This is a genomic window from Nonomuraea sp. SYSU D8015 (assembly GCF_008065375.1).
Taxonomy (GTDB): Bacteria; Actinomycetota; Actinomycetes; order Streptosporangiales; family Streptosporangiaceae; genus Nonomuraea.
The window spans coordinates 1-18,436 of the sequence record NZ_VJYI01000039.1 but is presented as its reverse complement, the minus strand read 5'-3'; the positions used below and the strand labels follow the sequence as shown (position 1 = coordinate 18,436).

Annotated in this window: 17 protein-coding genes; 11 read left to right on the top strand and 6 right to left on the bottom strand. The window is 71.8% G+C overall.

The window, feature by feature from the left end:
* Positions 1-132: 132 nt before the first annotated feature.
* Genes ID574_RS56205 through ID574_RS56185 form a run of 5 tightly spaced genes read left to right on the top strand, consistent with a single transcriptional unit; the run spans position 133 to position 6,359 of the window.
* Positions 133-1,164, top strand: coding sequence for a LacI family DNA-binding transcriptional regulator (locus ID574_RS56205; protein ID WP_188197312.1), 1,032 nt, complete (start codon positions 133-135; stop codon positions 1,162-1,164).
* Complete coding sequence (locus tag ID574_RS56200) at positions 1,161-2,525, top strand: ABC transporter substrate-binding protein (RefSeq protein ID WP_188197311.1); 1,365 nt, start codon at positions 1,161-1,163, stop codon at positions 2,523-2,525. Before ID574_RS56205 ends, ID574_RS56200 begins: the two co-directional genes overlap by 4 nt.
* Positions 2,525-3,397 (top strand): carbohydrate ABC transporter permease, encoded by an 873-nt coding sequence (locus ID574_RS56195; RefSeq protein WP_188197310.1) that lies wholly within the window; start codon positions 2,525-2,527, stop codon positions 3,395-3,397. The genes ID574_RS56200 and ID574_RS56195 overlap by 1 nt, the downstream gene beginning before the upstream one ends.
* On the top strand, positions 3,394-4,257 hold the full coding sequence (locus ID574_RS56190) for a carbohydrate ABC transporter permease (RefSeq protein ID WP_223168116.1): 864 nt from the start codon (positions 3,394-3,396) through the stop codon (positions 4,255-4,257). The genes ID574_RS56195 and ID574_RS56190 overlap by 4 nt, the downstream gene beginning before the upstream one ends.
* 26 nt (positions 4,258-4,283) lie before the next feature.
* The gene (locus ID574_RS56185) at positions 4,284-6,359 is read left to right on the top strand and encodes a beta-galactosidase (protein WP_223168115.1); all 2,076 of its coding nucleotides are present in this window, start codon (positions 4,284-4,286) and stop codon (positions 6,357-6,359) included.
* 28 nt (positions 6,360-6,387) lie between these two features.
* On the opposite strand, the gene ID574_RS56180 is transcribed toward ID574_RS56185, so the two are convergent.
* Positions 6,388-7,725 carry an NsdA family TPR-like regulatory protein gene (locus tag ID574_RS56180; protein ID WP_223168114.1) on the bottom strand — a complete coding sequence of 446 codons (1,338 nt, stop codon included), beginning with the start codon at positions 7,723-7,725 and terminating at the stop codon, positions 6,388-6,390.
* 139 nt (positions 7,726-7,864) lie between these two features.
* Between ID574_RS56180 and ID574_RS56175 the strand changes: the two genes are divergently transcribed.
* On the top strand, positions 7,865-9,322 hold the full coding sequence (locus ID574_RS56175; RefSeq protein ID WP_188197308.1) for a hypothetical protein: 1,458 nt from the start codon (positions 7,865-7,867) through the stop codon (positions 9,320-9,322).
* A 35-nt stretch (positions 9,323-9,357) separates the two neighbouring features.
* Complete coding sequence (locus tag ID574_RS56170; protein WP_188197353.1) at positions 9,358-10,314, top strand: NAD(P)H-dependent flavin oxidoreductase; 957 nt, start codon at positions 9,358-9,360, stop codon at positions 10,312-10,314.
* A gap of 285 nt (positions 10,315-10,599) precedes the next feature.
* Here ID574_RS56170 and ID574_RS56165 read toward each other — a convergent pair whose 3' ends face one another.
* The gene (locus ID574_RS56165) at positions 10,600-11,172 is read right to left on the bottom strand and encodes an ArsR/SmtB family transcription factor (RefSeq protein ID WP_188197307.1); all 573 of its coding nucleotides are present in this window, start codon (positions 11,170-11,172) and stop codon (positions 10,600-10,602) included.
* Here ID574_RS56165 and ID574_RS56160 point away from each other — a divergent pair.
* From ID574_RS56160 to ID574_RS56150, 3 genes are read left to right on the top strand one after another with little or no spacing between them, the layout of a single operon-like run.
* Positions 11,171-12,550 carry an aldehyde dehydrogenase family protein gene (locus ID574_RS56160; RefSeq protein WP_223168113.1) on the top strand — a complete coding sequence of 460 codons (1,380 nt, stop codon included), beginning with the start codon at positions 11,171-11,173 and terminating at the stop codon, positions 12,548-12,550. The genes ID574_RS56165 and ID574_RS56160 overlap by 2 nt on opposite strands.
* Before the next feature lie 3 nt (positions 12,551-12,553).
* Entirely contained in the window at positions 12,554-12,991 is a 438-nt protein-coding gene (locus tag ID574_RS56155; protein WP_223168112.1) for a hypothetical protein, read from the top strand.
* A 1-nt stretch (position 12,992) separates the two neighbouring features.
* Positions 12,993-13,994 carry a nitrilase-related carbon-nitrogen hydrolase gene (locus ID574_RS56150; RefSeq protein WP_188197306.1) on the top strand — a complete coding sequence of 334 codons (1,002 nt, stop codon included), beginning with the start codon at positions 12,993-12,995 and terminating at the stop codon, positions 13,992-13,994.
* Here ID574_RS56150 and ID574_RS56145 read toward each other — a convergent pair.
* The 4 genes from ID574_RS56145 to ID574_RS56130 all read right to left on the bottom strand — a co-directional run bounded on the left by ID574_RS56145 (position 13,975) and on the right by ID574_RS56130 (position 17,632).
* On the bottom strand, positions 13,975-14,796 hold the full coding sequence (locus tag ID574_RS56145) for an ABC transporter permease (RefSeq protein ID WP_188197305.1): 822 nt from the start codon (positions 14,794-14,796) through the stop codon (positions 13,975-13,977). The two genes, ID574_RS56150 and ID574_RS56145, sit on opposite strands and share 20 nt — an antisense overlap.
* Positions 14,793-15,572 (bottom strand): ABC transporter permease, encoded by a 780-nt coding sequence (locus tag ID574_RS56140; RefSeq protein WP_188197304.1) that lies wholly within the window; start codon positions 15,570-15,572, stop codon positions 14,793-14,795. Before ID574_RS56140 ends, ID574_RS56145 begins: the two co-directional genes overlap by 4 nt.
* Positions 15,569-16,546 (bottom strand): ABC transporter substrate-binding protein, encoded by a 978-nt coding sequence (locus ID574_RS56135; protein ID WP_188197303.1) that lies wholly within the window; start codon positions 16,544-16,546, stop codon positions 15,569-15,571. The genes ID574_RS56140 and ID574_RS56135 overlap by 4 nt, the downstream gene beginning before the upstream one ends.
* A 96-nt stretch (positions 16,547-16,642) precedes the next feature.
* Positions 16,643-17,632 carry an ABC transporter substrate-binding protein gene (locus ID574_RS56130; RefSeq protein WP_188197302.1) on the bottom strand — a complete coding sequence of 330 codons (990 nt, stop codon included), beginning with the start codon at positions 17,630-17,632 and terminating at the stop codon, positions 16,643-16,645.
* 400 nt (positions 17,633-18,032) lie between these two features.
* Here ID574_RS56130 and ID574_RS56125 point away from each other — a divergent pair.
* Positions 18,033-18,436 (top strand): nitrate- and nitrite sensing domain-containing protein (locus ID574_RS56125; RefSeq protein WP_188197301.1); only part of this gene is annotated, 404 nt, incomplete at its 3' end.

Sequence of the window (18,436 nt, the reverse complement as noted above, 5' to 3'; positions counted from 1 at the left end):
TATCTCTTGAACGAGCGCTTGGTCAACGACCTCCCTCCGGGAAACCTCCCGGAAACCCTCTCTTGACAATCGACCGCGTCGGCACGCACAGTGATGAGCACCTGACTACGTAGTCAGGCGCAAGGAGCTGCGATGAGCCACCCCAAACGCAGACAGCCGGCCAGCACCGACGTGGCCAGGCTGGCGGGTGTGTCGCAGAAGACGGTCTCCCGCGTGATGAACGGCGAGCCGTACGTCAGCGACGAGGTCCGCGAGCGGGTGCTGGCGGCGGCGCGCCAGCTCGGATACCGGCGCAACACCGCGGCCCGCGCGCTCAACCTGGGCCGATTCCACCGGATCGGCGTGGTCTCCCTCGGCAGCTCGCTCTACGGCCCCTCCTCCTCGCTCATCGAGTTGGAGCGGCAGGCCAGGCAGATCGGCTACGCGTTCAGCGTCGTCAACACCCTCGAAGGCGAGGAGGGCGGCATCATGAAGGCCGTCGACTCCCTGCTGGAGCAGGGCGTGGACGGGATCGTGCTGTCCGAGCCGATCGACGAGGGCCAGGTGCTCAGGATCGACCCGGACGTCCCGGTGCTCAGCCTGGGCGAGCAGCCCGGGCTCGACGGGCCGCGCGTGGTGATCACAGGCGCCTCCGGCGTGGGCTCCGGCCGCCTGGCCACCGAGCACCTGCTCGGCCTCGGCCATGCGACCGTCTGGCACGTCGCCGGGCCGAGCCGGTGGTTCGCGGCGCGGGAGCGCACGCGGGGCTGGCGAGAGGCGCTGGCCGCCGCGGGCGTCCCCGAGCCGCCGATGCTCGAGGGCGACTGGACGCCCGCGTCCGGATACGCGGCGGGGCGGATCCTTGCGGCCAACCCGGAGGTCACGGCGGTGTTCGTGGCCAACGACGACATGGCGATCGGCGTGTTGCGCGCGCTGGCCGAGGCCGGCCGCGCGGTGCCCGAGCAGGTCAGCGTGGTGGGGATGGACGACATCCCGTCCGCGGCGTACCTGTCACCGCCCCTGACCACCCTCCGCCAGGACTTCGAGGCGATCGCCGCTCACGGGCTGGCGCTGCTCATCGAGCGCATCGAGAGCGGCGGCGCGGGCACGGCGGCGCTCCACGACGACCTGCCCGCGCACCTCGTCGTGCGCCAGTCAACCGCACCCCCCAAGGAGAGCACATGAACCTGTCACGAACCCGGTGGCTCGCCGTCACAGCGGGCGCCGCCCTCGTCCTCGCCGGCTGCGGCGGCGGAGGCGGCACCCCGGCACAGCAGTCCGGCGGCACGCCGTCGAGCGCCGTCAGCCAGGCCGACATCGACAAGGCCATGCAGACGCCCACCGAGCTCACCTTCTGGACATGGGTGCCGGACATCGCCAAGGAGGTGGCGCTGTTCGAGAAGAAGTACCCGGCCATCAAGGTCAAGGTGGTCAACGCCGGGCAGGGCGAGCCGCAGTACACCAAGCTGCGCACCGCGCTGAAGGCCGGCAGTGGCGCCCCGGACGTCGTGCAGATCGAGTTCCAGTACATCCCCACCTTCACGATCACCAACGACCTGCTCGACCTGCGGCCGTACGGCGCCGAGGCGCTGAGGGACAAGTTCGTGGACTGGACGTGGGGCCAGGTGACCGGCAGGAACGGCGAGGTGTGGGCGATCCCGCAGGACACCGGGCCGATGGGCATGCTCTACCGCAAGGACATCTTCGACAAGCACGGCATCGAGCCGCCGAAGACCTGGAACGAGTTCGCCGCGGCGGCCCGCAAGCTGCACGCCGCCGACCCCGACGTCTACATCACCAACCTCGCCGGCAACCAGAACGGCGCCTGGATGGGGCTGCTGTGGCAGGCCGGCGCGAAGCCGTTCCAGATGGCGGCGCCCGACCAGATCAGTGTTAGCGTTAACGACGAGGTGTCCAAGAAGGTCGCCGGCTACTGGGGCGGCCTGGTCAAGGAAGGCGTCGTCTCCACCGACACCGACTTCACCGATCAGTGGTTCCAGGCGCTCAACAAGGGCAAGTACGCCACCTGGCTGACCGCCGCGTGGGGCCCGGTGTTCCTGGCCGGCAGCGCCAAGGACACCAGCGGCAAGTGGCGGGCCGCGCCCCTGCCGCAGTGGGCGGCCGGTGAGAACAAGGCCGGCAACTGGGGCGGCTCCACCAGCGCCGTCATCAAGTCGACCAAGAACCCCATCGCCGCCGCCAAGTTCGCCGAGTTCCTCAACACCGACCCCGAGTCGACCAGGATGATGGCGAGCGAGCAGTTCCTCTTCCCGCCCACCAAGGCGCTGCTGGAGGACAAGGCGTTCATCGAGGAGAAGCCGGAGTTCTACGGCGGGCAAGAGGTCAACAAGCTCTTCGCCGGCATCAGCGACACCGTCTCCAAGGACTTCACCTGGCCGCCGTTCCTCGACCAGACGGTCAACGACTGGGACGAGACCGTGGGCAAGGCCTTGGCCGACAAGACCGACCCGGTGGCCGCGCTCGACCAGTGGCAACAGCGCATCACCTCCTACGCCGAGAGCCAGGGCTTCAAGGTCGCGCAGTAATGAACGCACGCAGGGCCAGGGTCGGCTACCTCTTCGTGGCGCCGTTCCTGATCGTCTTCGTCGCCATGCTGGTGGTGCCGCTCGCGTACGCCGGTTACCTGAGCCTGTTCAGGGAGCAGCTGATCGGCGGCACCACCTTCGTGGGCCTGGACAACTACGTGCGGGCGCTGACCGACGAGCGGCTGCTCGGCGGCGTGCTGCGGGTGGCCGAGTTCTTCCTCATCCAGGTGCCGATCATGCTGCTGCTCGGGCTGTTCTTCGCGCTCGCGCTGGACAGCGGCGTGCTGTGGCTGTCCAGGTTCATCCGGCTGGGCGTCTTCGTCCCGTACGCGGTGCCCAGCGTGATCGCCGCGCTGATGTGGGGCTACCTGTACGGCCCCGAGTTCGGCCCCATCGCCCAGCTCGCCGGGGCGCTCGGCCTGCCCGCGCCCAACCTGCTGGGTGATGACCTCATGCTCGGCTCGCTGGCGAACATCGTCACCTGGGAGTTCACCGGCTACAACATGATCATCCTGTACGCAGCGCTCCGCGCGGTCCCGTCCGAACTGTACGAGGCCGCGGCCGTCGACGGCGCCGGGACCTGGCGGACGGCCTGGAGCGTGAAGATCCCCGCGCTCCGGCCGGCCCTGCTGCTGGCCTTGATCTTCTCGATCATCGGCAGCTTCCAGCTGTTCAACGAGCCGCAGCTCATGCAGCGCCTGGCCCCGAACGTCATCGACAGCGCCTACACGCCCAACCTGTACGCGTACTCGCTGGCCTTCACCAGCCAGGACGTCAACTACGCGGCGGCCGTGTCGTTCCTGCTCGGCCTGGCCATCGTCGTCGTGTCCTACACCGTGCAGCTCGCCGTCAACCGCAGGAGGACGCCATGACCTCGGGCCGGATCAGGCGCCGCTCCCCCGTGCTGACGCTGGCGATGCTCGCCTTCCTCGTCTATTTCCTGCTGCCGCTGTTCTGGCTGGTCGTGGCCTCGACGAAGACCACGGGTGACCTGTTCGGCAGCTTCGGGCTGTGGTTCGCCGACGACTTCTCGCTGCCGGAGAACCTGCGGCGGCTGTTCACCGAGCAGGACGCGGTGTACGGCCGGTGGCTGCTCAACACCGCGATCTACGCGCTCGTCAGCGCGGGCGGCGCGGCGCTGCTGGCCGCCCTGGGCGGCTACGGGTTCGCCAAGTTCCCCTTCCGCGGCAACAAGGCGCTGTTCGGCATGGTGCTGGGCGCGATCATGGTGCCGAGCACGGCGCTGGCCATCCCCACCTACCTGATCTTCGCCCAGGTGGGGCTGGTCAACACGCCGTGGGCGATCATCCTGCCGTCGCTGGTCAACCCGTTCGGCCTCTACCTCATGCGGGTCTACGCCCAGGAGGCGGTGCCCGACAGCCTCCTGGAGGCGGCCCGCATCGACGGCGCGGGCGAGTTCCGGATCTTCCGCCAGGTGGTGCTGCGGCTGCTGGCGCCCGGATTCGTCACGGTGCTGCTGTTCACGCTGGTGGCCACCTGGAACAACTACTTCCTGCCTCTGATCATGCTCAACAATCCGTCGCTGTACCCGGTCACCGTCGGCCTGGCCAACTGGGCCGCCTCGGCGTCGGCGGGCGGAGGGGCGGCCGGTGACGTGCTCCCCCTGGTCGTCACCGGCTCACTGCTGTCGATCATCCCGCTCGTCGCGGCCTTCCTCATGCTGCAGCGCTACTGGCAGAACGGGCTCGCCGCGGGCTCCGTCAAACAATGACTCCGTCAGAAACGAAAGGAAGCTTTGTGTCGCGAGTGCTCTTCGGCGCCGCCTACTACCCCGAATACCATCCCACCGACCTGCTGAAGACCGACCTGGACCTCATGGCCGAGGCGCGCTTCTCGGTGATCAGGGTCGGCGAGTCGGAGTGGTCCACCTGGGAGCCGGACAACGGCCGGTTCAACCTCGACTGGCTCCAGCCGGCCCTGGACGGCGCGCACGAGCGCGGCATCTCCGTCATCCTGGGCACCCCGACGTACGCGGTGCCGCCGTGGCTGGCCCGGCAGTACCCGGAGATCGCCGGCGAGCGCGGCGCCGGCCGGCGCATCCCCTGGGGCGCCCGCCAGGAGATGGACTTCACCCACCCGGCCTACCTGTTCCACGCCGAGCGGATCATCCGCAAGGTCGTCGAGCGCTACGCCGGCCACCCGGCCGTCATCGGTTACCAGGTCGACAACGAGCCCGGCCCCCACCTGCTGCACAACCACGGCGTCTTCCAGCGGTTCGTCGACTGGCTGCGCGGCAAATACGGCGACGTCGAGACGCTCAACCGCGAATGGGGCCTGGTCTACTGGTCGCACCGGCTGTCCACGTGGGCCGACCTGTGGACGCCCGACGGCAACGCCCAGCCGCAGTACACCCAGGCGTGGCGGCGCTTCCAGGCCGACCAGGTCACCGAGTTCATCGCCTGGCAGGCCGGCATCGTCCGCGAGTACGCCAGGCCCGAGCAGTTCGTCACCACCTGCATCGCCTACGAGCGGCCCGGGATCGCCGACGACGAGCTGACGCGGCGGCTCGACGTCACCGCGGGCAACCCCTACTACGCCATGCAGGACGGGCTCGCCCTGCCCGCCCCGCCGGACTCGCCCCAGAACTGGACGACGCACGACACCTGGGCGTTCTACCTCAGCGCCGACCGGATGTTCTCCTCCCGGCAGGAGCCGTTCCTGGTCACCGAGACCAACGCCCAAGCCATCGGCGGGCCGTGGGTCAACCATCCCGCCTACGACGGGCAGTGGCGGCAGGCCGCGTGGGCGCTGGTGTCGCGGGGCGCGTCGATGATCGAGTACTGGCAGTGGCGGACGCTGGTGTTCGGCACTGAGACGTACTGGGGCGGCGTGCTGCCGCACAGCGGGCGGCCGGGGCGGACGTACCGGGAGATCGCCCGCATCGGCGCCGAGCTGGAGAGGGCCGGTGAGCTGGTCGCCGGCCTCACGCCCGACGCCGACGTGGCGATGCTGTACTCCGTGCCGAGCAAGTGGGCGCTGGGCGCGCAGCCGGCGCTGGCCAAGCCCGACGGCGGCCCGGACGAGCGGTCCTACCAGGGCCTGTTCGACCCGTTCTACCGGGCCGCGTTCGACGCGGGCCGCCAGGTGCGGGTGGTGCACGCCGGCCAGGCCGTGGCCGAGGAGCCGGCCGCGCTGGCGGCGCGGCACCCGGTGCTGGTGGCCGCCGGTCTGTACGTGGCCGACGACGCCACGCTGGAGTGGCTGCAGGCGTACGCGGCGGCCGGCGGTCACCTGGTGCTGGGGCCGCGCAGCTGCTACGCCGATCACGAGGCCAGGGCCCGCCGCGAGGTGCAGCCGGCCGGGCTCGCCGGCGCCGCCGGCGCCTGGTACGACGAGTTCAGCAACCTGTCCGCCGACCTGCCCGTGCGGGCGCCGGCCGACTCGCCGCTCGCGCTGCCGCCGGACGCGGCGGGCACCCGGTGGGCGGACGGCCTGCTGGCGGAGGACGCGCAAGTCCTGGCCGGCTACGACCACCCGCACTTCGGCCAGTGGGCGGCCATCACCACCCGGGCGCACGGGCAGGGCCGGATCACCTACGTGGGCACGCTCCCGAACCCGGCTCTGGGCGAGGCCCTGTTCCGCTGGCTCGTGCCGGACGCGGGCCCGTGGGCCTCGACGCCGGCCGGCGTCACCTCGAGCGGCGCCACGGCGACGGACGGGCGGCGGCTGCGCTTCCTGCACAACTGGACGTGGGACCCGGCGACCGTGCGGGTCCCCGTGGCCGTGCGCGACGTGCTCGACGGCGCCGACCACGAGGCGGGCGCGGAGCTGCGGCTCGGCCCGTGGGACGTGCGGGTGCTGCTGGAGACGTAGCGGGACGTCGCCTCGATGATCTGACGCCTCAGCGGGCGAGGACGCGATCCACTCGGGCGACGAGCGCGTTGCCGCGGTGGGGCTGCCAGGCGGCACGCAGGCGGCGCACCTCGTCGCGTACCCGTCCCGACGAGATCAGCCGCACGTCCTCGCCGAGGCCCAGCACGGTGGCGGCGGCCTGCTCGATGTCGCCGGCGCGCAGGTAGGCGTGCGCCGCCCGCAGCCCGATCAGCGTCCGGGTGCGGCGCTCGACGGGCCGGCGGCCGTTCATGGAGGCGGCGAAGTGCCGGGCGGCGGTGGCGTGGTCGCCCAGCCGGGTGAGGGTCAGCCCGATCTGGTGCTCCAGTGATTCGCGCCGGTAGTTGCCGGTCCACTCCGACTCGGGCGGGGAGTCCGCGCGTTCCAGCTGGGTCTCGGTGCGGTGCAGCAGGCTCAAGGCCTCCCAGCGGGTGCCGGCTCCCGCGTGGGCCTCGGCCCGCATGCCCGTGATCCACGCCTGCGTACGCGGCGGCCCGTGCCCGCCCAGCGCGGACGCCGCGGCCTCGGCCAGCGCCAGGGCCTCGCCGTCGTGGCCCAGCTCGGCGGCCTGGACCGCCATGCTGCGCAGGGCCGTCGCGCGTAACACCAGGTCACCTGCCTCGTCGGCCAGCCGCACGGTGCTGATGTAGTACCGCTGGGCCAGCGCGTTGGCCCCGGCGTCCATGGCCATGTAGGCGGCCAGGTAGCTCAGCTCGGCCGCGGCGCTGAACAGGTCCGGACGGCGGCGGCCGGTCGTGCCGTGCAGGAGCGGCGTGACCTCGCGGGCCAGGTAGGCGGCGACCGCGGCGCGCGCGTGGCCGCCGCCGTACTGATCGTCCAGGTCCGCGAAGCTGGAGGTGGCGGCGCGTACGCGGGCGACGTCCGCGGCGCCCGCCCGGGCGCCCGCCACGGGGGCGCGGGGCGTGTCTCCCCGCGCCGCCAGGCCGGACAGGGCGGCCAGCGTGAAGGTGCCCGCGGTCAGCACAGTGCGGCGGTCGAGCATGTCGTCCTCCCCCAGCGTGGCCAGCCGGGCCACCGGGTCGCCGCGCCAGGGGTCGTCGGCGGGCGGCGCGCCGCCCGGATCCGGCCATCCGAGGTGCGCCGGGACGAGGTCCGGCCGGTCGAGCCGGCGGCGGAACGCCTCGACCGCGGCCAGGATCCCCTCCGGCCGCGGCACGGTGCCGGTCAGCCAGTGCCCGACGGCCGAGCGGTCGTAGTGCATGCGCTGCCCGTTCTCTGCGGCGACCGCGTTGACGTGCTGCGCGGTGGCGGCCTGCGTCCAGCCCGCCTGCTCTATCAGCGTGGCCAGCGCGCGGTTCGCGACGGGGTGGGTGCGGCGTGGCGGCATCGCATCTTCACATCGCTTCACATCGCGGTGCTCTCGACGATGCGCCCAACGCAGAGCACCGTCAATAGTGCGGACCGTGACCCGTGGACGGGCTCGAAGGAGGACGAATCATGCACATCCCGGCCACGCGTGAAGCATCATGAGCGGCCACCCCTACCTGGACGCCCGCCATGCCGCCGTGGCGGACGCCGAGCTGCTGGCCGCGCTGGCGGGTCGCCCGCTGATCTCCGTCGACCGGTTCAGCACCGCGCTGCGCACCGGCTACACGGGCCCGGCCCCCATCGAGGCGCTGCGCCCCGCCCTGGCCATCGGCTGTCACTCGGCGTGGGACCCCGCGCTGGCGGGCATGGTCGTCGCCGCCGAGGACCGTACCCGCGTGCGCTCGGTGGCCGAGCGGCACGGCTGGCTGCGCCGGGTGCGGCACGACGCCGCCCGGCACCTGGTCAAGCTGGACCGGCCGCCGGTCGTCTTCACCCGCGTCGCCGACGCCCGGCTGCACGAGCTGGCCGGGCCCGGCGCGACGGTCGCGGCGATCGACGGCGGCGTGCGGGCCACCATCGAGGCCCGGCACCTCTTCGACGACCTGCTGCGTGCGGCCGGCGTGCCCGCCGTGGCGCGGATCCGCTGCGTGCACGTCGAACGGCTGCCGGAGCTCACCGAACTGCGCCGGGCGGTCGGCACCGAGCAGGTCGTGGTGCAGTCGGGCGAGGGCGGCACGGTGATCGTGTCCGGTGAGGGCGACATGGGGCGCGCGGCGCGGCTGCTGGGGCCGTACCGGGTGGCCGCGTACGTGGACGGCTGGCCGTCCGCCGTCACCGGCCTCAGCGTCCCGGACGCCGGGGGCGGCGTGCGCGTGTACGTCGACCGCCCGTCGCACGCCACGACCGGCTTCGCCGAGCCGGCGATCGGGCCGCTGAGCGGCTCCGGAACCGACTGGTCACGGCCATGGCCGGCGCCCGCGGCGGCACTGCTCATCGAGTGCGCCGAGCGCGTCGCGGTGTGGGCGTGGCGCAGGTACGGGATCGCCGGGCTCTTCAGCCTGGACGCGATCCTGACCGCGAGCGAACGCGTCTACCTCTCCGCGATCACGTGGCGGCATCACGAGAGCACCGAGGTCTCGGCGGTCAACCAGCAGGCGGTCGGCCTGCCCCCGTTCGTGCTGGCGCATCTGGCGGTGATGCTGGGGCACCCGGTGACGTGGCTGGGGGACGCCCAGGAGTTCAACCAGCTCACGCTGCTGCGGGTCACCCAGCGGGGCGGGCCGTTCTCCGTCACGATCCGCCTGGCCAAGGGGCCTCCGATCCGTGTCGCGGCCGGTCAGGGCTCCGGCGTCTACCGGCTCGACGACGCCGGTCGTCTGCGCTGGGTGCGCCGCGGGGCGCATCCCCTCGACGTCGACACCGACCAAGGGGAGATCCTGCTGGCCGATCTGCCGGGGCCGGAGGTCGTCTGCCATCCGGGCGCCGACATCGCCACCTTCGAGGGCGTGACCGGCGGCGGTATGCAGCCGTTCCACGGTCCCGGCAGTGTGTCGCCCTTCACACGGCGCGTCCTCGCCGCCGTACACGACCTCTTCCTGCCTCATGAGCCACGATGACTCTGATCAGGGTTCTGGAGAGAAGGAGCAAGGCCGTGCCGCGTACCTGGCTGACCGACCGGTTCGGGATCGACGTGCCGCTGGTGGGCGCGCCCATGGCGGGGGTGAGTGACGGGCGGCTTGCCGCGGCCGTCTCCGCGGCGGGCGCGCTCGGCATGTTCGGCGTGCCGCCCGCTGTCCCGCCCTCGTGGATCATCGAGCAGGCCGCCGTCGCCGCAGGGAGCGGACGCCCGTACGGGATCGGGCTGATGGCCTGGGCCCTGCCGGACACCCCCGGCCACCTGGACGCGGTGCTCGCCGCCAAGCCGAGCCTGGTCTCGGTCAGCTTCGGCGACTACGCCCGCTACGTCGAGCCGCTGCGGCAGGCGGGGATCGCGGTCGCGACCCAGGCGGGCACCACCGACGAGGCGCGCGCGGCCGAACAGGCCGGCGTGGACGTGATCGTCGCCCGCGGCGGCGAGGGCGGCGGCCACGGCCGCGACGACGTGGCCACGCTCCCGCTGCTGCAGGGCGTGCTGGACGCGGTCGCCGTCCCGGTGCTCGCGGCCGGCGGCATCGCCACCGCCCGCGGTCTGGCCGCCGTGCTCGCCGCGGGCGCCGAGGGCGCCTGGGTGGGCACGGCGTTCCTGGCCTGTGCCGAGACGACCACCTCACAGGCGGCCAGGCAGCGCGTCATCGACGCCGACGAGACCGGCACCGCCTACGGCCGCGTCTTCGACGTCGCCCAGCGGCTCGCCTGGCCGCCCGAGTACGGCGGCCGCGCCCTCCGCAACGCCTTCTTCGACCGCTGGCACGGCCGGGAGACGGCGCTGGCCGCGGACGAGGCGGCCGGCGCCGAGCTGGAGGCCGCCCGCCGCGAGGGCGACTTCGACACCGCCTACGTCTACGCCGGCCAGGCCGTGGGCCTGGTGCGCGGCCAGCGCATGGCCGCGGACGTGGTACGGGGGTTCGCCGCCGCCGACGAGCTGCTGGGCCGCTTCGACAAGGCGTAGGCGCAGCCCACGTAGCGGCACAGGGGGGACGGCCGGAATATGGCAGAAAGACACCGCGGAGCGGCCGCTCAACCCGTACAACGGCAATCACTCAGAGCTATTTTGCACTTGGTCGCGCGGACCCGAGCGCCGGACCTTGAGCGATGAGGTGGCCAAGGCTCCACGCCTGCCCGATCTGGTGCATTTCTCTGACACACCTCGGCCGTGATCGTCATGACTGCATGGTGCGGGTGGCTCTCGATGCGGGGCGACACATTCGACCTGCGCCGAATCAACCCTGCAGAGTCAGTCGTCCAGCAGGGTCTGGGCGCGCGGGGTCCGTACGTAGAGCATGGCCCTGCCGACGCGGTGCTTGGTGACCAGGCCCGCGGACAGCAGCAGGGTGAGCTGCTCGGACACGCTCGCGGGGGCCAGGCCGGTGCGGCGGGACAGGTCGGTGGTGGAGGCGGGGGTGTCCAGCTCAGTCAGCAGCAGCGCGCGGGAGCGGCCGATGACGGCGGCCAGCGCATCGGGGGCGGGCGCGGTGCCGCGTTCCCACAGGGTGGCGATGGCGCGCACCGGGTAGGTGATGATCGGCTGGCCGGGAGAGTCGGTGCGGTGGAACAGGCCTGGCCAGACGAAAACGGAGGCGATCAGCAACAGGCCCTCGCCGTTCAGCACGCGGGACAGCTCCTGGGGCCGCTGTTCGAGGAGGAGGTGCGATATTCCCAGCGGATGGCCGGGTTGCCCAGCCGTGCGTGCCGAGGGCGAGTTGGCTGAGCGCGTGGCGGCGTGGGTCGAAGCCGTCCGGGTGGCCTCCTGTACGCGGCGGGGGACACTGGACAGCGCGGCGTCCGGCATGATCACAATGCTCTCCATGGACGTCCGGGATCCCCTCACCGGGCAGGCCGAGCGGCCGCTCGCCCCCATCCCGCCCGACCGGCTCGCCGCCGTCGCGGCCGAGTTGCGTGCCAAGGCGCCCGCCTGGGCCGATGCCGATCGCGGCGCGGTGCTGTCCCGGTTCGGGGCCGCGCTCGCCACCGACGAGGAGCTGCTGGCCGCGCTGGTGGCCGACACCGGCCGGGTCGCCGAGTCGGTGCTGGAACGCCAGATCACCGCCGGGCTCATCGAGCGCTGGGCGCGGCAGGCGCCGGCGTCGCTCGCGCCGCCGGCCGAGTTCCCCGCCTCGCTGCCGGGCGTCGTCGTGGCCGGGGACGCGGTGCCGTACGAGCTGGTCGGGGCCATCACCCCGTGGAACTTCCCGCTGCTGCTCGGGCTCATCGACGCCGTGCCCGCGCTGGCCGCCGGATGCGCGGTGCTGGTCAAGCCGAGCGAGGTGACGCCCCGCTTCATCGAGCCGCTCATGCGGCTGGTCCCCGCCGAGCTGCCGCTGCGGGTCGTCGAGGGCGACGGCGCGACGGGCGCGGCGCTGGTGGACCTGGTGGACGCCGTGGTCTTCACCGGCAGCGTGCCGACCGGGCGGCTGGTCGCGCAGGCCGCCGCACGCGCGTTCGTGCCCGCGTACCTGGAGCTCGGCGGCAAGGACCCGGCGATCGTGCTGGCCGGCGCGGACCTCGACCGGGCATCGTCGGCGATCCTGTGGGGCGGCACCGCCAACGCCGGGCAGTCCTGCCAGTCCATCGAGCGCGTGTACGTCGCGCGCGAGGTCCACGACGAGTTCCTGGCGCTGCTGACCGGCAAGGCCGCCCAGGTCGGACTGACCTGCGAGGGCGGCCCGATCGGGCCCGTCATCGCGCCCGACCAGCCGGACGTGATCGCCGCGCACCTGGCCGACGCCGTGGCCAAGGGCGCCGTCGTGCACACCGGCGGCGCGATCGAGCGGCACGGCGGCGGCCACTGGTGCCGCCCCACCGTGCTCTCCCAGGTGGACCACTCGATGCTCGTGATGACGGAGGAGACGTTCGGGCCGCTGCTGCCCGTCATGGCCGTGGACGGGCCGGACGAGGCGGTCGCGCTGGCCAACGACTCCATCTACGGGCTGTCGGCCGCGGTCTTCGCCGCGACCGAGGAGGAGGCGCGAGCCGTGGCGGCCCGGTTGCACGCCGGCGCGGTCAGCGTCAACGACGCCGCGCTGACCGCGCTCGTCCACGAGGGTGAGAAACACTCCTTCCGCCTGTCCGGGCTCGGCGGCTCCCGCATGGGCGCCGCGTCCATCGCCCGGTTCCTGCGCCGCCGGGCCTTCCTGATCAACCGATCCGACGCCGCCGACCCCTGGTGGCACGCGACGAAGGAGTAGCGGATGGGACTGCGCGCGGAGATGCCGCTGCTGGCCCGGCACGAGGGCCGCTGGGAGGGCGAGTACCGCCACCTCGACCGCGACGGGACCCTGCTCGACCGGCACCGCGTCGAGATGACCTGCCGCATCGTCGACGACGCCGCCTACCACCAGACCAACCGCTACACCTGGGACGACGGGCGCACGGAGGTGCACGAGTTCCCCGGCACCTATCTCGGCGGCGGCCGGTGCGGCTTCGACACCGACCGGCTCAAGGGAGAGTTCTGGGAGCTGGACGACAGCACGATCTACCTCACCTGGCAGTACAAGGGGCTGCCGCTGCGGCTCTACGAGATGATCGTGCTCAGCGCCGACGGCACGTCGCGCAGCCGGGTCTGGCAGTGGCTGGAGGACGGCGTGTGTGTGCGGCGCACGCTGATCGACGAGCGGAGGGCCGGCTGACGTGACCGCTTTCACCGCCCTGGCGCTGCAGGTGCGCACCACGGCCGTCAACGCGGCCGCCGACCCGCGCGCCGAGATCGCGACCGCCGTCGGGCGCATCGGCGCGCAACTGGCCGGGTCCAAGGCGTGGCTCGGGCCCGACCTGCGGCTCGTGGTGCTGCCCGAGTACGTGCTGACCGGGTTCCCGATGCGCGAGAGTTTCACCGAATGGCGCGAACGGGCCGCGCTCGACCCCGACGGGCCCGAGTACGCGTCGCTGGCCGAGCTCGCCGCCCGGCACGAGGTCTTCCTGTGCGTGAACGCCTACGAGCGCGACGAGCACTTCCCCGACCTGTACTTCCAGGCGTCGGTGATCCTCTCCCCCGGCGGGGAGGCGGTGCTGCGGTATCGCCGGCTGCACTCGATGTTCACGCCCACCCCTTACGACGTGTGGGACCGCTACCTGGAGCTCTACGGCCTCGACGGCGTGCTGCCGGTGGCCCGCACCGAGATCGGCAACCTCGCCGTGCTGGCCTCCGAGGAGATCCTGATGCCCGAGTTGGCCCGCGCGCTGGCACTGCGCGGCGCCGAGGTCTTCTGCAACCCCTCCTCCGAGGCGTCGTCGCCGGAGCTGACGCCGAAGGCGATCGCCCGCCGCGCCCGGGCGGTGGAGAACCTGGCGTACGTGGTCTCGGCCAACACCGGCGGCCTGGCCGGCATCGCCATCCCCGGCGACTCCACCAACGGCGGCTCGGAGCTCATCGACCATGAGGGCCGGGTGCTGGCCAGAGCCGGCGCGGGCGAGTCGCTGGTGGCCGCGGCGGAGCTGGACGTGGCCGCACTGCGCCGGGCGCGGCGCCGGCCCGGCATGGCCAACCTGCTGAGCCGCGTCAAGACCGGGCTGTGGGCCGAGGAGTACGCCCGCCACGACGGCGAGCGCCCCGGCGGCCTGGCAGACGGCGCCCGGGACCGGGCGTGGTTCCGCGCCCGCCAGGCGGAGATCATCAAGCGTCTGTACGAGTAGCGCTGCGGTGCCAGGACAGCAGCTTCCGCTCGACGCCCAGGAAGGCGCCGTTGAGCGCGATGCCGAGCAGCCCGAGCAGCACGATCCCGGCCCACATGGCGGGGATGTCGAACTGGCTCTGCGCCTCCAGCATGCGGTGGCCGATGCCCTCGCTGCTGCCGACCAGCTCCGAGATCACCATCATGATCAGCGCCAGTGACACGCTCAGCCGCAGCCCGGCGAAGATCTTCGGGGACGCGGCGGGCAGCACGATCCTGGTCAGCCGCTGCCAGGCGCCGAGCCGGTAGACCGTGCCGGTCTCGATGTACTGGCGGTCCACGTGGCGGGCGCCGTCCATGGAGTTGATCAGGACGGGCCAGATGACGCCGTACACGATCGAGGCCACCTGCATCGGCGTGCCGATCTTGAACAGCACCAGGAACACCGGCAGCAGCGTCGACGGCGGCACCGAGCGGCCGAAGTGCAGCAGCGGCTCGGCCAGCGCCGACAGCCGGCGCGAGCGGCCCAGCGCCACGCCGATCACGACGCCGGCCGCACACGCCAGCGCCCAGCCCGCGAACAATCTGGCCAGGCTCGGCAGCAGGTCGGCGACCGCCTCGTCGGTCAGGAACGCCTGCGACGGCGGGCCCGAGAACCACATCTCGTGCAGCCTGACCACGATCCGCGACGGCGGCGGGAAGTACGCGGCCTGCGCCGACCGCGTGATCAGCTCCCAGGCGGCGACGGCCACCGGCAGCAGCCAGTACCACACCAGCCGCCGCCCGAAGGAGCGCACTCGCCCCGTCCTCACGACTACGTTCATGCCGCGTCCCCCGTACGCGCGTGGTGCCAGCGGAACACCCGCCGCTCGGCGGCAGTGAACAGCACGTTGGCCGCCAGCCCGATCAGCCCGGCCCACACGGTGGCCGCCAGCATGCGATCCACCCGGTTCGCGCTGCCCGCCAGCGACAGGAACGCCCCGATCCCGCCCCCGCCGGGCGCGAGCAGCTCCACGCTCACCGCCACGATCAGGGTGACGGCGATCGCGATGCGCACCCCGGTGGCGATGAAGGGCGCCGCGCTCGGCAGGCTCACCCGCAGCACCACCGCCAGCGGGCCGAAGCCGAAGCTCCGCAGCGTCTCCTTCGCCAGCGGGTCGACGTCGCTCAAACCGTACATCGTGTTGATCAGCAACGGCCACGAGCACGTGTAGACGATCAGCGCGGTCTTGGCGTCATGGCTGACCGGGAACAGGAACATGGCCAGCGGGATCAGCGCCACCGACGGGATCGGCCGCAGGAACTCCACCAGCGGCCGCGCCGACCGCTCCATGACCGGCACCGTCCCGAACACCAGCCCCGCCGGCACGGCCACCGCGATCGCGATCGCCAGCCCGCTCACGCAGGCCGCCAGCGTGGCCGCCACGTCGGCCCTGAACTGCGCCTCCAAAGGCAGCCGCGCCGCCGCGGCCAGCACGTCCGAGACGCGCGGCAGCACGTCGGGGATCAGCCCCGCCCGCCCCGCCAGCTCGGCGAGGACGAGGAACCCGGCGATGCCGCCGGCCCCCAGGAGCACCCGCTCCAGGCGCCGCCCGATCATCCGCTCATCGGCGCGAACAGCTGCGCCGCGTCCACCTTCGCCTTGATGTAGCCATAGCCGTGCAGCAGGTCGGCCAGCTTCTGCACGCCGGCCTTGTCAGCCTGCAGGGAGAACCTGCCGAGCGTCATGGCCGCGGCCGCCTCCGCCGGGATCTGCGTGTACGTCGGCACGACCTCGTCGATCGCCTTGCGGTCGGTGCTGGCGATCTGCTGGGCCTTCGACAGCGCGCGGTGCAGGGCGGCGGCCGTCTTCGGGTTCTTGGCCAGCCAGTCCTCGCTCACGCCCCACCCGTCGATCGGCACGCCGGCCGTCACGCCGTCGGTGGTGTCGATGATCTGCGTCGCGCCGCTCTTCTTGGCCGCGGTCAGGAACGGCTCGACCAGCCAGGCGGCGTCGACCTGCCCCGAGGACAGCGCACTGAGCTGGTCGGCGAACGGCACCGGGACGTACTTGACGTCCTCAGGCTTGAGCCCGGCCTCCTGCACGTGGGCGTTGGTCAGGGTCTGCCCGAGCGCCTTGAGCACGTTGACGGCGATCGTCTTGCCCTTCAGGTCGGCGGCCGTCTTGATCGGCGAGCCCTTGGCCACCACGACGCCGGCCACGTTGGGCGCGGCCTCCTGGCTGTGCTGGAAGATCTTCAGCTTGGCCGCGCCCGAGTCGTTGATCGTCATCAGTGCCACGTAGCTGGTCATGAAGGCGTCCATGCTGCCGTTGAGAATCTTCGGCATCACCGCCTGCGGGGCCTGGATGATCTCCGTCTTGACGGTCAGGCCCTCCTCCTTGAAGAAGCCCCGCTTCTCCGCGATGAACAGCGAAGCCGATGACGGAACGGGCACCACACCGATGAGGAGCTGCGTCTTCTCCAGCCCGCCCGCCGAGGCGGTGGCCCCTGTGGCGCCGGAACCGCCTCCTCCTCCGCACGCGGCGAGCGTCGCCGCGATCGCCATCCCCGCCACGATTCTGGCCAGCTTCATGCGAGTGCCTTTCTGAGTGTGCTCAAGGGTGGAGGCCCGAGCCCGGCTCGACCATATCGGCGGCGTGGGCGTACGGGGCGGGGTGTTTTCCGCGGATCATCGGGCAGGGCCGGCAGCCACCATGGAGGCCACGTCGACCTTGGTCTTCAGGTAGCCGAACTCGTACATGAGGTCCGCGACCCGCTGGATCCGCGTGGCGTTGAGCGAGGTGGGGAAGGTCCCCATCGCCATGGTCATCGCGGCCTCTTTCGGGGTCTGGGTGAAGCCGGCGACCGTCTCGGCCAGCAGGGCGCGGTCGGTCGCGGCCAGTGCCTGCGCCTTGGCCAGCGCGCGCTGGAAGGCGGCCGCGGTCTTGGGGTGTTTGCGCGCCCAGTCCTCCGTCGCGGCCCAGCCGTCGATCGGCAGCTTGTCGGTGGGCCCGGTGTTGGTGTCCAGCAGCAGCTTGGCGCCGGCCTGCTGGGCGCTGGACAGGAACGGCTCCACCATCCACGCCGCGTCCACCTGCTTGCTCTTCAGCGCGGCCAGCTGGTTCTGGAAGTCGATGGCGACGAACTTCACCTGCTCCGGGGTGACCTCATAGGGCTTGAGGTGGGCGCTGACGGACATCGTGCCGAGGTTGTTCAGGGAGTTGACGGCGATCGTCTTGTTCTTGAGATCCTGCGGCGACTGCAGCGGGGAGTCCTTCGGCACCACGACGCCGGCGATGCCGGGCGAGGCCTGAAGGGCGTCGTAGAGAATTCTGAGCCGGGCGGTGCCGCTGCCCTGAACGTTGATGAGCGAGACGTAGCTGCCTTTGAAGACGTCGATGCTGCCGTTGAGGATCCGCGGCATGACGGCCTGCGGCGCCTGGATGATCTCCATTTGGACGGTCAGGCCTTCTTCCTTGAAGAAGCCCTTGTTGTTGGCGATGTACACCCCCGCGGAGGAGGGCGTGGGGCTGACGCCGATGAGCAACGAGGTCTTCTCCAGCCCGCCCGACGAGCCGGAGTCGGTGGGTGACCCGGCGTCCACGCTGCTGCAGGCGGCGGTCACGACGATCGTGGCGAACGCCGCGAGCCACACGCGCATGGCATGCCCGCTTTCCATGTCGGGTGATCGTACAGGAGGGGATGTGCTTATTGCCATGAATTGATGCTGATCGGCGGCTCAACTGATCATCACCATTTGGAGCCCCATGTCCTGATTTATGGCAGTTTTCCATTAAGTGATGCGCATTAGCCGTCAATCGGCATTTCCGAAAAGTCAGATGTTTTGTAAGGACGTCTCCTCTGGCTCATCAAGCCCAGGTATGCTCAAATTGCTCATCGTTCACGAGAGCGTGCGTCACATGCCTGCTGTCCCAGCATGTTTTCGGTGAGAGGGAGCCAGCAAGGTGAATCAGGCGACTGCGGACATTCACCGACTCCGTCCACCCTCGCCCACCCAGCGTGCATATGGCCGGACGAAGCGCTCGCGTCGCCGCCGATTCCGGCTGAGCGACCTACGGGTGCGCTCGCGGCTGATCGCGCTGATCCTCATCCCCACGGTGGTGGGGGTCATGGTCGGCGGGCAGCAGGTGGTCTCCTCCTGGAGCGCGGCCGGCCAGTACCAGCGCGTGCTGGACAAGGCCGAGCTCAGCGCGTCGATCACGGAGGCCACCCACGAGCTCGCGCTGGAGCGGGACCTCGCGATGTACTACGTGGCCGCCGGGCGTACGCCGCAGCGTGAGGGGCCGATGCGCGCGCAGTTCGCCCGCGTGGACGCCGCCGTGGCCGAGGTCCGCGCCAAGGCCGTGTCCATCACTGCCGACCACGGCGAGAGCGCCGTCAGCCTCATCCGGCAGGTCCTCATCCGGCTGCCGGAGATCGCCGCCACCCGGACCACGGTCCAGCGGACACAGCTGCTCGCCCT